We start from the raw sequence: 15097 nt of genomic DNA on the forward strand, positions 1-15097 counted from the left end.
GGCCGGGGACGGCGCATGGACCTGCGGATGGGACGGAGTCTGGAGGGGGGTCCCTGTGGCGACGCTGAGACCGGTTCAGCCGATCGTGCACTCGTCCGTCGCGCGCATCATCCCACCGGCGTGACGACGGTCGCCCTCCGGTACCAGCCGTCCCGCCCGGCCAGCTCGTCCGGCGTGCCGTGCTCCACTACCCGCCCGTCGACGAGGACGTGCACGGCGTCGCAGCGCGCGGTCCCGGCGAGATCGTGGGTGATCAGGAGAGTGGAGCGGCCGCGGGCGGCGGCCAGCAGGTCGTCGAGCACAGCGTCGCGGGTGTACGGGTCGAGGTGGGCCGTGGGCTCGTCGAGGACCAGCAGGGCGGGCTCGGTGAGCAGGGCGCGGGCCAGGGCCAGGCGTTGGCGCATGCCCCCGGAGAGCCTGCGGCCGTGGCTGCCGACGGCGTCGTCGAGCTCGAGGTCGAGGCGGACCCGGTCGAGGACGGCGCGCAGGTCGTCGTCGGTGGCCGTCGGCCGCGCGAGGCGCAGGTTCTCGCGGACCGTGCTGTCGAAGACGTGCGGGTCCTGCGGCACGCCGCTGACGGCCGCGCGGACGGCGTCGGGGGAGCGGTGCAGCAGGTCGTGGCCCCCGAGGGTGACGCTCCCCCCGCCGGCGTCGCGGAACCGGAACAGGACCGACGCCAGGGTGCTCTTGCCCGCGCCGCTCGGGCCGACGACCGCGACGTGCGCGCCCGGCGGGACGTCGAGGTCCAGGCCGTCGAGGGCCCAGGGCCCGGTCTCGGCGTAGCGGACGCGCAGGTCCCGGACCTGCAGCGGCGCCGGATCCGCCGGGACGGGCGCGTCGGGCGCGGGCCGGACCTCGGGCGGGGTGTCCAGGACGTCGAACAGCCGGGTGGCGCCGGCCTCGATCGCACCCAGCCGGGCCGCCGCGCCCGGGAGCGGCGCGACGATCTCGAACGCGGCGAGCGCGGTGAGCACCAGGACGGCGAGCGGGATCGGGCCGAGGCGGCCGTCGGACACCGCGGCGACGCCGAGCAGCAGCGTCCCCCACAGGGTCAGGCCCGCGACGAGCGCGGAGGCCCCGGCGCCGAGGCCGAGCAGGCCGGCGTCCCGGCGGGCGACCCGGGTGAGCTCGGCGTCCGCCCGTTCCACCCGTGCGACGGCGCGGTCCATGGCGCCGTGGGCGACGAGGTCCGGGGCGCCGTGCAGGGCGTCGACGAGCGCCGTCGAGAAGCTCGCTGCGGGCGTTCGCGGCGCGTCGTCCGGGGCCGCGGCCGGCAGCCGCGGCCAGCAGCGGGACAGCGAGCCCCGCGAGGAGCAGCCCGGCGGCGAGGAGCAGCCCGCCCTCGGTCAGCAGCGCCGTGCCGACGACGACCACCCCCGAGCCGACGAGCAGCGCCGACAGCGGCGGGGCCAGCCCGCGGACCAGCAGGTCCTGGGTCGCGTCGGTGTCGTTGACCAGCCGGGACACCAGGTCCCCGGAGCGGAACCGGCGGACGGGCTCGGTGGCGGCGAGCCGGGCGTAGACCCGGTCCCGGGTGTCCGCGAGGGTGCGCAGCGCGGCGTCGTGGGTGACGACCCGCTCCAGGTACCGGGCGACCCCGCGGCTCACCCCGAGCGCCCGGGTGAGCACCACGGCGACGCTCAGCGCCGTGATCCCGGGGTGGGTGGCGGCGGTCGCGATCAGCCAGGCCGCGAGCATCAGCAGCCCGACCCCGGAGGCGGTCGCGGCCGCCCCGGCGAGCACCCCCAGCCCGAACCGCGCCCCCCGCGGCCGCGCCAGCCCGACCAGCCTGACCACACTGTGCGCGCGGAACCTCGTTCTAACGAACATTGCCGCTCACGACCTCGGCCGGCCTGGAAAGACCGGCATCGTCGCTGCTCAGCGGGGGTCGTGCGGGTGGAACCTCGCTAGAACGAGGTTCCACGCGCACAGGGCGGCCGAGGTCCCAGCCCTCGTCGTGCGCCACGACGAGCGCGGTGCGGCCCTCGACGAGCCGGGTGACGGCGCGGCGGACCGCCCGGGCGTTCTCCGGGTCCAGATGGGCGGTCGGCTCGTCCAGCAGGACGATCGGGGCGTCCCGCAGGAAGGCCCGCGCCAGCGCGACCCGCTGGCGCTGGCCGGCCGAGAGCCGCGCGCCGCGTTCGCCGAGGCGGGTCGCGTAGCCGTCGGGGAGGCCGGCGACCACCTCGTCGAGCTCGGCCAGGCTCGTCGCCCGGCGCACCTGCGCGTCCGACGCGTCCGGCGCGCCGAGACGGATGTTGCCGGCGAGGGTGTCGTCGAAGAGGTGCGGGTCCTGGGGGACCCAGGCCAGCTCGCGGCGCCACGCGTCGGGGTCGAGCGCCGCCAGGTCCCGGCCGCCGACGGTGACCCGGCCGCGGGTGGGCTCGACGAAACGCAGGAGCAGGGACAGCAGGGTCGTCTTGCCGGCGCCGCTCGGGCCGCTGAGCAGCACCGTCGAACCCGCGGGGACCGTGAGGTCGAAGCCCTCGAGGGCGGGGTGGTCCCGGCCCGGGTAGGTGACCCCGACGCCCTCGAACCGCAGGTCGCCGGTCCCCGCCGCGTGCCCGCCGCCGGACCCGGGGGCCCCGCCCAGGCCGTCGAGCACCGTGAAGACCTGCTCCGCTGCCGCGATCCCCTCCATGCTGGCGTGGAACCGCGCGCCGACCTCGCGCAGCGGCAGGTACGCCTCCGGCGCCAGGATCAGCACGAGCAGCGCGGTCCGCAGGTCCAGCCCGCCGTTCATCAGCCGCAGCCCGACCTCGACGGCGACGATCGCGACGGCCAGCGTCGCCAGCACCTCCAGCACGAAGGCCGAGAGGAACGCGACCCGCAGCGTGCCCATCGTCGACTCGCGGTGCTGGTCGGTGACCTGCCGGACGAGCGCGGCCTCGGCCTTCGCGCGCCGGAACAGGGCCAGCGTGGGCAGCCCCTCCACGACGTCGAGGAAGTGCCCGCCGAGCCGGTTCAGCAGCCGCCACTGCCGGTTCGTCCGCGCCTGGGTGTGCATCCCCACCAGCGCCATGAACAGCGGGATCAGTGGCAGCGTCACCGCGATGACGACGGCGGAGACCCAGTCCGCGCGCACCACGACGACGAGCACGGCCACCGGCACCAGCACCGCGAGGACGAGCTGGGGGAGGTAGCGGGCGAAGTAGTCGTCGAGGGCGTCGAGGCCGCGGGTGGCGAGGGTGACCAGCTCCCCGGCGTTGCGCTGGGTGGGCGGGCCGCCGGTCACGTGGGCGACGAGCCGCCGTCGGAGCTGGGACTTGGCACGGGCGGCGCTGCGCACCGCCGCGGCCTCCGCCCCGTACGCGAGCAGCGCCCTGGCGACCGCGACCGCGGCAACGGCCGCGATCACCAGGGCGAGCTCCTCGAGCCCGGCGCCGTCGGTCGCGCTCGCGACGGCGCCGGACACGAGCCACGCCTGCGCCACGATCAGCCCGGTGAGGCCGGCCGCACACCCCGTGGCGACGAGGAGATGGACGCGGACGGCGCTCGCCGTACGCAGCAGGCGGGGATCGAGGGGTTTCATCTCAGTGGACCGACGGCGTGATGTCCGCGCGCGCGACCCGCTTGCGGAACACCCAGTAGCTCCAGGTCTGGTAGCCGATCACCACCGGCAGCGCGATCAGCGCGATCCAGCTCATGACGGTCAGCGTGTACGGCGCCGACGCGGCGTTGCGGATGTCGAGGGAGAACGCCGGGTCCGTCGTCGAGGGCAGGACCTGGGGGAACAGTGAACCGAAGATCACCGCCACCAGGGCCGCGACGGCGACCGCGGTGGCCGAGAACGCCCGGCCCTCCCGTCCGCGGGCCACCAGCGCCGAGCCCGCGATCAGGGCCAGCACCGCGACGACCGCGACGGGCAGGGTCCAGTCCGCGCCTCCCGAACCTCTCGAACCGCCCAGCGCCTGCGTCCAGCCGAGGAACCCGACCAGCAGCGGGACGACGACGAGCGCGGCCCGCGCGGCGAACCGGCGGGCCCGCAGGCGCACCGGCCCGTCCGTCTTCAGCGACAGGAACACCGCGCCGTGCAGCAGGAACAGCGCGAGCGTCAGCGCACCGCCGAGCAGGGCGTACGGCGAGAACAGCTCGAACACGGTCGCGGTGACGACGTGCTCCGCCGTCATCGGCAGCCCGCGGACGAGGTTCGCGAACACGACGCCCCAGAGGAACGCCGGGACGGTGCTGCCCGCGACGATCGCGACGTCCCAGCGGCGCCGCCACGCGACGTCGTCGACCTTGCCGCGGTACTCGAACGCGACGCCGCGGGCGATGAGCGCCAGCAGGATCGCCAGCATCGGCAGGTAGAGGCCGCTGAGCATCGAGCCGTACCAGGCCGGGAACGCGGCGAAGGTCGCGCCGACCGCGGTGATCAGCCAGACCTCGTTGCCGTCCCAGACCGGGCCGATCGAGTTGATCATCACGCGGCGGTCGGTGTCGTCCCGGCCGAGGACCGGGAGCAGGGCGCCGACACCGAAGTCGAACCCCTCGAGGACGAGGTAGCCGGTCCAGAGGAACGCGATGGCGACGAACCAGACGACGGGGAGATCCATAATGGCTCCGACTCCTAGTAGACGAACGCGGGCACGCGCTCGTCCTCGGTCCGCTCGGCCTCGACGGGCGTGGCCTCGGGCGACGGGTACGGCATGACGGCGGCCGGCCCGGCCTCGATGTAGCGCAACAGCAGCCTCGCCTCGACCACCGCGAGCACCAGGTAGATCGCCGTGAAGGCGCCCAGCGAGACCGCGACCTCGGCCAGGCTGACGCCGGGGGAGACGCTGTTTGCAGTGAGCAGCTCGCCCATGACCGTCCAGGGCTGGCGGCCCATCTCGGTCAGGATCCAGCCGAAGATGTTCGCCACCAGCGCGGCCGGCAACGCGGCGATCACCACCCGGTACATCCAGCGGTGGTCCGGGAGCCGGCCCTTGCGGGTCAGCCAGAGACCGAGCACCGAGATCGCGATGCCGGCGCCCCCCAGGCCCATCATCAGCCGGAACGCCCAGTACAGGACCCCCACGTTCGGCATGTACTCACCGGGGCCGAAGACCGCCTCGTAGCGGGCCTGGACGTCGTTGATGCCCGCGACATTGCCCTCGAGGTCCCCGGTGGCCAGGAAGCTGAGCACCTTGGGGACCTGGATGTTGAGGTGGTTGCGCCCGTTCTCGATGTCCCCCACCGCGAAGAGCGAGAAGCCCGCGCCGTCCTCCTGGGTCCAGAGCGCCTCGGCGCCGGCGAGCTTCATCGGCTCGTACTGCGCCATGAGCTTGGCCTGGTGGTCCCCGGAGAACACGACGACCGACCCGGCGATCATCGTGACGACGAATCCCGCGCGCAGGGTCCGGCGGAACAGCGGGTGTTCGTCCGGGTGCGGCGCCCCGTCGCCCCAGCGCTCCTTCATCAGCTTGTAGGCGCTGACGGCGGCGACGAAGAGCCCCGCGATGACGAACGCGGCCGAGACGACGTGCAGGTAGGTCGACCAGGCCTGGTCGTTGGTGAGGACGGCCCGGATGTCGGTGAGCCGGGCGCGGCCCGTCACGGGGTCGACCTCGTAGCCGACCGGGTGCCGCATCCAGGCGTTCGCGGCGAGGATGAAGTAGGCCGAGAGGTTGGTGCCGATGGCCGCGGCCCAGATGCAGGCCAGGTGGACGCGCCTGGGCAGCTTGTCCCAGCCGAAGATCCAGAGCCCGATGAACGTGGACTCCAGGAAGAAGGCCAGCAGCGCCTCCATCGCCAGCGGGGCGCCGAAGACGTCCCCGACGAACGTCGAGTAGGCGCTCCAGTTCATCCCGAACTGGAACTCCTGCACGATCCCGGTGACGACGCCCATCGCGAAGTTGATCAGGAAGAGCTTCCCGAAGAACTTGGTGGCGCGCAGGTACTCCGTGCGCCCGGTGCGGTGCCACGCAGTCTGCAGGGACGCGACGATCACCGCGAGACCGATCGTCAGCGGGACGAACAGGAAGTGGTAGATCGTGGTGATCCCGAACTGCCACCGAGCCAGGTCGAGCGCCATCGAGGTCTTCCTCCGGGAGCCGAAGTTCTATGTCCTGTAGTAGTTCTACACGACGTAGAAGATCGGTCGCTGCGAGATCCACGACACCCGCGCGTCGTGGCTCCGCGACGCGGTCCGGGGCGGATCAGAGGGTGACTTCGGCGAAGGTGCGCCCGGCGTCGTTGCGCACGAGGACCGCCTTCACGTCGTTCGCCGCGACGGCGGCGCTCCCGTCGAGGGTGACGCCCCTCGACTCGCCCACCGGGCCGACGATCCAGCCGCCGGCGATCTCCTGGCGCCCGTCGGCCGCGACCACGATCAGCCGGCAGCGCTCGCCCTGGGGCACGCCCTTGACGGTCGCCTCGAGCCGGATCCAGTTGGCGACGGGGACCACGGTCACCGACGCGTCGACCGCGCCCTGGGTGACTGCGGCGCTCCGGCTGCCGGTGGCCACGGTGGTGCCGGCCGGCGGCGCGTCGGGCGCGGTGATCCGGCCGCCGATCGCCCCGCCGGCGAGCAGGACGAGCGCCGCCACCGCGGCGACGGCGGTGCGGCGCAGCCCCGTGCGGCGGCGCTGGCTGCCGCGTTCGCTGCGGATCCGCCGCAGCGCCCGGTGCAGGACGAGATCGGAGTCCGGCGGCCCGTCGTAGAGGGCTTCGGGGGGCAGGTCGTCGAGGGTCCGGGTCATGGCCCGCAGGTCCTCCCACTCGTCGCGGCAGCGCGCGCACTGCCTCAGGTGGGCCTCGACGGTGGCGGCCTCGGCCGGCGTCGACAGGCCCAGTACGTGGGCGCTCAGCTCGGCGGGATCGAACCCGCAGGTCTCCCCGGTCGGGAGCCTCGTGGGGCCGGTCACGGCGTCACCGCCCCCTCGACCGGGTCGCGCCCGACGAGGGCCGTGCGCAGCGCGCGGAGGGCGTAGTAGGAGCGGGACTTGACGGTCCCGGGCGGCACGCCGAGCACCGCCGCGGTCTCCGGGAGGCTCCGGCCCTGGAAGTACACCTGCTGCAGCACCTCTCGATGGTCCGCCGAAAGGCGCTCGAGCGCCGGGAGGACCGTGAGCGTGTCCACCACCCGGTCCGCGTGGTCCCCGGACAGCGGCGGGGGAGCGGCGTCCTCGGCCACCTCGGCCGGGCGGGCCCGCTGGGCGCGCACCCGGTCCGTCGCGAGGTTCCGGGCCACCGTGAACAGCCAGCTGCGCACCGAGCCCTTCCCGTTCGTCAGCACGTCCGCGTGCTGCCAGGCGCGCACCAGAACCTCCTGCACGACGTCCTCCGCCGCCGCCCGGTCACCGAGCAACCTCGTCGTGAACGCGAGCAGGGCACCGCCGTGCTCGGCGTAGACGGCCCGGATCAGTGCCTCGTCGGCGGCGTCCTGTCGCTCCGCCGCGGAGCCGGTCCTCGGCCCGTTCCGGGTCGCCCGCCCGCGACGGGCGCCCGGAGATCTCAGGGACATGCGTCTCCCACACTCGGTCGGGGTCTGGAGGTACTGCGACGCACCGGTCCCGTCGGAGCTGAGGGAGCGTAGCGAAGGCCATGCCCACCCACACGGACCGTCCCGGCGAATGGTTCACCGGTCCGCGCCGGCGAGCCACCTGAAGAATCTTCCCCGATCGGGTGAACCTTTCCGGGTCGGGCCCCGTGTCGGTCGTCGTAAGGCTCCCCGCAACGACCTTCCCGCACGGCACCACCTTCTGACACTGGAGTGACGATGAGGACTCGCGGCCCCGTACTGACGCTGCTCGCCGTCCTGGCGGTCGGCGTGGCGGTCTTCGCCGTGAACACCGTCCTGAGCCCGGCGACGTCCACGATCGACGCGGCGGCCGCTCCCCTCGCCGCGTCGGCCCCCGCGGACGGCGCTTCCGGGTCCTCGGACGGTTACGGCGAGGCGGCCCCCGCGCCCGCCGACCAGCAGGCAGCCCGGGCTCCGGCGGCCCCTGCGGCCCAGGCCCCGCCGGCGGCGGCCCCCGCCACCCGGGCTCCGGCCCAGCCGGCCGCCGGCGACACCGCGTTCGCCGGCCGCTCCGCCGGCAACCAGGTGACGCTCTCCGTCGGGGTGAAGGACGGCCAGGTGCTCGCCTACGTCTGCGACGGCAAGGGCGTCGAGGAGTGGCTGACCGGCACGATGGAGGGCAGCTCGCTGACGCTGACCGGTCCGGACGGTACGTCCATGACGGCGGACACCACGGAGGACTCCGTCCTCGGGAACGTGTCCGTCGGCGGCAAGAGCTGGCCGTTCGCCGCACAGGCCGCGAAGCAGCAGCCCGCGGACCCCACGGACCGCGCAGCCCTGCGCAAGCTGTCGAACGCCTGACCGGCCACCACGATCCCCGGAGGTACCCCGCGTGCGTGACACCCGGCCGTCCGATCCCGCCCTCCACGGAGGCGCGGACCCCGACCCCCAGGCCGCCTACCGCGCAGACCCGCCCACGGACCCCTGGGGCATCCCCGCGGTCCGCGGGCACGAGCACGACGACCTCGACCCGCCCACCGGCGCGATGCGCCCCGTCCCCGGCCCGCACGACGAAGTGACCGGGCCGTTCCCGGCCGTCCACCGCAGCCCCGAGCCGTACGGCGACCCGCCCCGCGACCTCTACGGGCAGGGCGACGACGACCCGTACGCAGGCCCGTACCGGGACGACGACCCCTACGGCGACACGCTCTTCACGACCGACCCGGACGGCCACCCCTACCCGGACGACCGTGCCTACGAGTCCCCGGTCCTCGACGAGCCCGGCTACGACGAGCCCGGCTACGACGAGCCCGGCTACGACGAGCCCGGCTACGACGAGCCCGGCTACGACGAGCCCGGCTACGACGAGCCCGGCCTGCAGCGGCACGATGACCGCCCCGCTCCCCGGCTCGCCGCGCTGGTCGTCCCCGTCGGCGTCGGGATCGGAGTGTCGGTCGCCATCGGCGTCTACGCCCGGCTGCACGAGGGCACCGGCACCGCGATCAACCTCGCAGGCTTCTCCAGCGGCCTGGCCGCGAAGAGCTGGCTGACCGCCGCCGCGTTCGTGTTCGCCGTGATCCAGCTCTACTCGGCGATGCGGATGTACGGCCGGCTCGGCGGCGCCGCCGGCCCCCGGACCGCGTCCGCACACCGCTGGTCCGGCCGGATCGCGGTGCTGCTGACCATCCCGGTCGCCGTGCACTGCCTCTACGCGCTCGGCTATTCCGACGCGAGCGTCCGGGTGCTCGCCCACTCGCTGCTGGGCTGCTTCTTCTACGGCGCGTTCGTCGCGAAGATGCTGCTGCTCGGCCGCCGGGACGCCCCGCGCTGGGTGATGCCGGTCTTCGGCGGCCTGGTCTTCACCGCGCTCACCGCCCTGTTCCTGACGTCGTCGGTGTGGTTCCTCAGCACCCACGGCCTCACGTTCTGACGCCCTCTGGAGGATCATCAGTGACCCCGAACACCACCGTCTCCCGGCGGGCCGTGCTCGCCGGGACCGGGGCGGCCTGCGCGGCCGGCTGCCTCGCCGTCGCCGGATGCTCGACCTACGACTCGGGCGGGGCGCCGCCCACCCCGGCGCCGCCCACCACGGCGCCGGGCGCCGCCGGAGGCGCGGGCGCGGCACCGCAAGGGGGCGGCGCCGTCCTGGCCTCGACCTCGGACGTCGGCGTCGGCTCCGGGACGATCTTCGCCGACAAGGGCGTGGTCGTCACCCAGCCCGCGGAGGGGCAGTTCAAGGCCTTCTCGACCACCTGCACGCACCAGGGCTGCACGGTCAACGCGGTGACCGGGGGCACCATCGACTGTCCGTGTCACGGCAGCAAGTTCTCGATCACCGACGGCGCCCCGACCGCGGGCCCGGCGAAGAAGCCGCTGCCGGAGAAGGCGATCACCGTCGACGGGGAGTCCATCCGTCTGGCCTGACCACCCGCTCGCGGGCGTGGTCCAGGCCACGATGTCACCGCTGCCCGTTGCCGGGGTGCTCACCTAGACTCCCCGCAACCCCGGGTAACGGCGCGCACAACGGTTCGTGCCCGCCGCCGCGGCCGAGGAGGAGTGGCGATGAGTACGACCCACGAGGACCCGCCGGTGCCCGAGGGCGGCGTGCCCGACGAGCTCGTCCCGGACGAGCTCGTGCTGGCCGGCGAGTTCGACACCCCGAGCCGGGACGAGTGGACGGCCGCCGTCGACGGCGTCCTGCGCAAGTCCCGCCGGATCACCGACGACGCGCCGCTCGGCGCGGGTGTCGAGAAGCTGGCCTGGACCACGCCGGACGGCATCCGGGTGCAGCCGCTCTACGCCGCGGAGGACGTCGAGGGCCTGCCCGCGACGGGAGTGCCGGGCAGCGCCCCCTACGTCCGCGGGGACCTCGCCGCCGGGCACGTCCCCGGCGGCTGGGACGTCCGCCAGCAGCACGCCCTCGCCGACCCCGAGGCCGCGAAGCTCTCGATCATGGCGGACCTGGAGTGCGGGGTCAGCTCGATCTGGCTCGGCCTCGGCCCCAACGGCGCGCCCGTCTCGTCGCTGGCCGCGATCCTGGACGAGGTGCTGCTGGACCTCGCGCCGGTCGTGCTGGACGCCGGCCCGGAGGCCGAGGCCGCCGCCGAGGCGTTCCTGGCCCTCGCCGCGGACAAGGGCGTCGCCGGGGACGCGCTCCTCGGCACGCTCGGGCTGGACCCCATCGGCCTGCGCGCCCGCACCGGTTCCGGTGCGCCCGTCGACTCGGTGGTCCCGCTGGCCACCCGGGTCGCGAAGGACTTCCCGCACGTCAAGGCCGTCGTCGTGGACGCCACCCCGGTGCACGAGGCCGGCGGGTCGGACGCCCAGGAGCTCGGCTTCTCCCTCGCCGCCGGCGTCGCGTACCTGCGGGCCCTCACCGCGGACCTGGATGTACCCACCGCCGCCCGGCTGCTGGAGTTCCGCTACGCCGCCACCGGCGAGCAGTTCCCGACCATCGCCAAGCTCCGCGCCGCCCGCCGGTTGTGGAGCCGGGTCCTGGAGGCCTCCGGGGCGGACGGGCCGGGCCAGGCCCAGCACGCCGTCGTCTCGCCCACGATGCTCACCCGCCGGGACCCGTGGGTGAACATGTTGCGCGGCACGGTGTCGGGGTTCGCCGCGGGCGTCGGCGGCGCGGACGCCGTCACGGTCCCGCCGTTCGACTCGGCCCTCGGCCAGTCCGAGCCGTTCTCCCGCCGCGTCGCCCGCAACACCCAGACGCTGCTGATCGAGGAGTCCCACCTCGCCCGGGTCATCGACCCCGCGGGCGGCTCCTGGTACGTCGAGCACCTCACCGACGACCTCGCGCAGGCCGCGTGGGCGTTCTTCCAGGAGATCGAGGGCGCGGGCGGCGCGGTCGCCGCGCTGGACTCGGGCCTGGTCGCCGAGAAGGTGGCCGAGGTCCAGGCGATCCGGGAGAAGGGCGTCGCGACGCGGAAGACGCCGCTCACCGGCGTCAGCGAGTTCCCGGACCTGGACGAGAAGCCGGTCGAGCGCACCCCGCTCCCGGCCCCGGTCGAGCGGGGCGGGCTGCCGCTCTACCGCCCGGCCGAGGCGTACGAGGCCTACCGGGACCGCTCGGACGCGCTGCTGGCCGAGAAGGGCGAGCGCCCGCAGGCGTTCCTGGCCACGCTGGGCCCGCTCGCGGCGTACACCGCGCGGGCCGGGTTCGCCCGCAACCTGCTGCAGGCCGGGGGGATCGCGGGTCCGGAGGCCGGGCCCACCGAGTCCGCCGAGGACGTCGCGAAGGCGTTCGAGGGGTCGGGTACGCCGGTCGCGGTGATCTGCTCGACCGACAAGCTCTACGACGAGCGGGCGGAGGCCACCGCGGCGGCCCTGCGCGAGGCGGGCGCGGCGTACGTGCTGCTCGCGGGCAGGCCGAAGGAGCCGGTCCCCGGCGTCGACGGCTACCTCTTCGCCGGCTGCGACGCCCTGGCCGTGATCGGTGACGTGTACGGCGCCCTGGAGGGAGAGAAATGAGCATTCCCGACTTCACCGGAGTCCCGCTGCTCGGCGACACCACGCCCGGCACGGACTGGTCCGCCGCCCTCGGCGGCGCGCAGCGTCCCGAGACCTGGCAGGCGCCCGAGGGCTTCGGGGTCAAGCCGCTCTACACGGCGTCGGACCTCGAGGGCGTGGACTTCCTGCGCACCTACCCGGGCATCACGCCGTACCTGCGCGGGCCGTACCCGACCATGTACACCAGCCAGCCGTGGACGGTCCGGCAGTACGCCGGGTTCTCCACCGCGACGGAGTCGAACGCGTTCTACCGGCGCAACCTCGCGGCCGGGCAGAAGGGCCTGTCGATCGCGTTCGACCTGGCCACCCACCGCGGCTACGACTCGGACCACCCGCGCGTCGCGGGGGACGTCGGCATGGCGGGCGTCGCGATCGACTCGATCTTCGACATGCGCCAGCTGTTCGACGGCATCCCGCTGGACAAGATGTCCGTGTCGATGACCATGAACGGCGCCGTCCTGCCCGTGCTCGCGCTCTACATCGTCGCGGCGGAGGAGCAGGGGGTGAAGCCGGAGCAGCTCACGGGGACGATCCAGAACGACATCCTCAAGGAGTTCATGGTCCGCAACACCTACATCTACCCGCCCCAGCCGTCGATGCAGCTGATCTCGGACATCTTCGGCTACACCAGCCGGAAGATGCCCAAGTTCAACTCGATCTCGATCTCCGGGTACCACATCCAGGAGGCCGGGGCGACGAACGACCTCGAGCTCGCCTACACCCTCGCGGACGGGGTCGAGTACCTGCGGGCGGGCATCGACGCGGGCATGGACGTGGACAGCTTCGCCCCGCGGCTGAGCTTCTTCTGGGCGATCGGCATGAACTTCTTCATGGAGGTCGCGAAGCTGCGGGCCGCGCGCCTGCTCTGGTCGAAGCTGGTGAACCAGTTCGAGCCGAAGAACCCGAAGTCGCTCTCCCTGCGGACGCACTCGCAGACCTCCGGCTGGTCGCTCACGGCCCAGGACGTCTACAACAACGTCGTCCGCACCTGCATCGAGGCGATGGCCGCGACCCAGGGGCACACACAGTCCCTGCACACCAACGCCCTGGACGAGGCCCTCGCGCTGCCCACGGACTTCTCCGCGCGGATCGCCCGCAACACCCAGCTGCTGCTGCAGCAGGAGTCCGGCACCACCAAGGTCATCGACCCGTGGGGTGGCAGCTACTACGTCGAGCGGCTCACCTACGACCTCGCGAAGCGGGCGTGGGCGCACATCACCGAGGTCGAGAAGGCCGGCGGGATGGCCGAGGCGATCGACGCGGGCATCCCGAAGCTCCGCGTCGAGGAGGCCGCGGCCCGCACCCAGGCGCGGATCGACTCGGGGCGCCAGCCGGTGATCGGCGTGAACAAGTACGTGGTCGACCAGGACGAGCAGATCGAGGTGCTCAAGGTCGACAACAAGAACGTGCGCCGCGAGCAGATCGAGAAGCTGGAGCGGCTGCGCCGGGAGCGGGACTCCCGCGAGGTGGACCGGGCGCTGGAGAAGCTCACCAACGCCGCCGCGGCGATCGCCGAGGGCGGCCGGCGGGACTTCGACCAGAACGTGCTGGGCCTGGCCGTCGACGCCGCCCGGGCGATGGCCACCGTGGGCGAGATCTCGGACGCGCTGGAGAAGGTGTTCGGGCGGCACTCCGGCCAGATCAGGATCATCTCCGGCGTGTACTCCGAGGAGGCCGGCAGCAACCCGGCCATCACCCGTGCCCGTGAGCTCGTCGCCGAGTTCGCCGAGGAGGAGGGCCGCCAGCCGCGGATCCTCGTCGCGAAGATGGGCCAGGACGGTCACGACCGCGGCCAGAAGGTCATCGCGACGGCGTTCGCGGACCTCGGCTTCGACGTGGACGTGGGCCCGCTGTTCCAGACCCCGGCCGAGGTGGCGCGGCAGGCCGTCGAGGCGGACGTGCACGTGGTCGGGGCGAGCCCCTCGCGGCCGGGCACCTGACGCTGGTCCCGGAGCTGCGCGAGGAGCTGGCCAAGCTCGACCGGGGCGACATCATGGTCGTCGTCGGCGGCGTCATCCCGCCCGCGGACGTGCCCGAGCTGCTGGAGATGGGCGCGGCGGCGGTGTTCCCGCCCGGCACGGTCATCGCCGAGGCGGCGGTGGACCTGCTCGGGAAGCTGACCGCGGCCCTGCACGTGGAGTCCGACGACTGATGGCACGCCAGCCGGACGTCCCGGCGCTGGCCAAGGGGGTCCTCGACGGCTCCCGGCCGGTGCTCGCGCGGGCGATCACGCTCGTCGAGTCGAACCGGCCGGACCACCGGCAGGCGGCCCAGCAGCTCCTCCTGGAGCTGCAGCCGCACGCCGGTGGGGCCACCCGGGTCGGCATCAGCGGGGTGCCGGGGGTCGGGAAGTCGACGTTCATCGAGGCCCTGGGCACCCGGCTCACCGGCGCGGGCCACAAGGTCGCGGTCCTGGCCGTCGACCCGTCGTCGACCCGGACCAAGGGCTCGATCCTCGGGGACAAGACGCGCATGGCGGCGCTCGCCACGCACGACAACGCGTTCATCCGGCCGTCGCCGAGCGCCGGGACGCTGGGCGGGGTCGCCCGGCGCACCCGGGAGACGATGGTCCTGATGGAGGCGGCGGGCTACGACGTCGTGCTGGTCGAGACGGTCGGCGTCGGGCAGTCCGAGGTCACCGTCGCCGGGATGGTGGACACGTTCCTGTTCCTGACCATTGCCCGCACCGGGGACCAGCTGCAGGGGATCAAGAAGGGCATCCTCGAGCTCGCGGACGTCGTCGCGGTGAACAAGGCGGACGGCCCGCACGAGAAGGACGCGAAGGCCGCCGCCCGGGACCTCGCCGGGGCGCTGCGGATGATGACGCCGCTGACGGACGCGTGGCGGGCGCCGGTGCTGGCCTGCAGCGCGCAGACCGGGACGGGGCTCGACGAGGTCTGGGAGAAGGTCCTGGCCCACCGCGCCGCGCTGGACGAGGCGGGGGAGCTGGCCACCCGGCGCGCGGACCAGCAGGTCGAGTGGATGTGGGCGATGGTCCGGGACCAGCTGATGGACCGGCTGACCACGGACCCGGGCGTCAAGGGCAGGCTCCCGAAGCTGACGAAGGACGTGCGTGCGGGGGAGCTGACGCCCACGCTGGCGGCGCAGGAGATCCTGGACCTGCTCGGGATGTGAGCG

12 protein-coding genes and 1 pseudogene are annotated in these 15097 nt (G+C 73.9%); 7 read left to right on the plus strand and 6 right to left on the minus strand.

Annotation, left to right across the window (positions count from 1 at the left end; genetic code table 11):
• Nucleotides 1–107 precede the first annotated feature (107 nt).
• The 6 genes from cydC to WBK50_RS15185 all read right to left on the minus strand — a co-directional run bounded on the left by cydC (nt 108) and on the right by WBK50_RS15185 (nt 7447).
• A complete protein-coding gene (cydC, locus tag WBK50_RS15160; protein WP_341339391.1) occupies nt 108–1298 on the minus strand; it encodes a thiol reductant ABC exporter subunit CydC in 1191 nt (396 codons plus the stop codon).
• 521 nt (nt 1299–1819) lie between these two features.
• Nucleotides 1820–3532: a thiol reductant ABC exporter subunit CydD gene (gene cydD / locus WBK50_RS15165; protein ID WP_341336243.1), complete on the minus strand. Its 1713-nt coding sequence runs from the start codon at nt 3530–3532 to the stop codon at nt 1820–1822.
• Nucleotide 3533: 1 nt separating this feature from the next.
• Nucleotides 3534–4556, minus strand: a complete 1023-nt coding sequence (gene cydB, locus WBK50_RS15170) for a cytochrome d ubiquinol oxidase subunit II (RefSeq protein ID WP_341336244.1) — start codon at nt 4554–4556, stop codon at nt 3534–3536.
• A 14-nt stretch (nt 4557–4570) separates the two neighbouring features.
• Nucleotides 4571–6016 (minus strand): cytochrome ubiquinol oxidase subunit I, encoded by a 1446-nt coding sequence (locus WBK50_RS15175; protein ID WP_341336245.1) that lies wholly within the window; start codon nt 6014–6016, stop codon nt 4571–4573.
• A gap of 124 nt (nt 6017–6140) precedes the next feature.
• A complete protein-coding gene (locus WBK50_RS15180; protein WP_341336246.1) occupies nt 6141–6848 on the minus strand; it encodes an anti-sigma factor family protein in 708 nt (235 codons plus the stop codon).
• Nucleotides 6845–7447, minus strand: coding sequence for a sigma-70 family RNA polymerase sigma factor (locus WBK50_RS15185; protein WP_341336247.1), 603 nt, complete (start codon nt 7445–7447; stop codon nt 6845–6847). Before WBK50_RS15185 ends, WBK50_RS15180 begins: the two co-directional genes overlap by 4 nt.
• A gap of 255 nt (nt 7448–7702) precedes the next feature.
• On the opposite strand from WBK50_RS15185, the gene WBK50_RS15190 reads away from it, so the two are divergent.
• From WBK50_RS15190 to meaB, 7 genes and pseudogenes are all read left to right on the plus strand, one after another.
• Complete coding sequence (locus WBK50_RS15190) at nt 7703–8305, plus strand: hypothetical protein (protein ID WP_341336248.1); 603 nt, start codon at nt 7703–7705, stop codon at nt 8303–8305.
• Nucleotides 8306–8428: 123 nt separating this feature from the next.
• Entirely contained in the window at nt 8429–8836 is a 408-nt protein-coding gene (locus WBK50_RS35130; RefSeq protein WP_445942361.1) for a pentapeptide repeat-containing protein, read from the plus strand.
• 25 nt (nt 8837–8861) lie between these two features.
• Nucleotides 8862–9374: a DUF6529 family protein gene (locus WBK50_RS35135; RefSeq protein WP_445942362.1), complete on the plus strand. Its 513-nt coding sequence runs from the start codon at nt 8862–8864 to the stop codon at nt 9372–9374.
• Between the two features lie 20 nt (nt 9375–9394).
• Entirely contained in the window at nt 9395–9868 is a 474-nt protein-coding gene (locus tag WBK50_RS15200) for a Rieske (2Fe-2S) protein (protein ID WP_341336250.1), read from the plus strand.
• Between the two features lie 138 nt (nt 9869–10006).
• Nucleotides 10007–11920: a methylmalonyl-CoA mutase subunit beta gene (locus tag WBK50_RS15205; RefSeq protein WP_341336251.1), complete on the plus strand. Its 1914-nt coding sequence runs from the start codon at nt 10007–10009 to the stop codon at nt 11918–11920.
• A pseudogene (scpA, locus tag WBK50_RS15210) lies at nt 11917–14111 on the plus strand (methylmalonyl-CoA mutase). Before WBK50_RS15205 ends, scpA begins: the two are co-directional and overlap by 4 nt.
• Entirely contained in the window at nt 14111–15094 is a 984-nt protein-coding gene (gene meaB / locus WBK50_RS15215) for a methylmalonyl Co-A mutase-associated GTPase MeaB (RefSeq protein WP_341336252.1), read from the plus strand. Before scpA ends, meaB begins: the two are co-directional and overlap by 1 nt.
• Nucleotides 15095–15097 lie beyond the last annotated feature (3 nt).

This window comes from Pseudonocardia sp. T1-2H (genome assembly GCF_038039215.1).
In the GTDB taxonomy this organism is placed as follows: Bacteria; Actinomycetota; Actinomycetes; order Mycobacteriales; family Pseudonocardiaceae; genus Pseudonocardia.

What these genes read in the sequence shown, in the direction of transcription:
- cydD (WP_341336243.1), bottom strand. Translation starts at nt 3,532, where the DNA reads ATGAAACCCCTCGATCCCCGCCTGCTGCGTACGGCGAGCGCCGTCCGC.
- cydB (WP_341336244.1), bottom strand. Translation starts at nt 4,556, where the DNA reads ATGGATCTCCCCGTCGTCTGGTTCGTCGCCATCGCGTTCCTCTGGACC.
- WBK50_RS15175 (WP_341336245.1), bottom strand. Translation starts at nt 6,016, where the DNA reads ATGGCGCTCGACCTGGCTCGGTGGCAGTTCGGGATCACCACGATCTAC.
- WBK50_RS15185 (WP_341336247.1), bottom strand. Translation starts at nt 7,447, where the DNA reads ATGTCCCTGAGATCTCCGGGCGCCCGTCGCGGGCGGGCGACCCGGAAC.
- WBK50_RS15190 (WP_341336248.1), top strand. Translation starts at nt 7,703, where the DNA reads ATGAGGACTCGCGGCCCCGTACTGACGCTGCTCGCCGTCCTGGCGGTC.
- WBK50_RS15205 (WP_341336251.1), top strand. Translation starts at nt 10,007, where the DNA reads ATGAGTACGACCCACGAGGACCCGCCGGTGCCCGAGGGCGGCGTGCCC.
- meaB (WP_341336252.1), top strand. Translation starts at nt 14,111, where the DNA reads ATGGCACGCCAGCCGGACGTCCCGGCGCTGGCCAAGGGGGTCCTCGAC.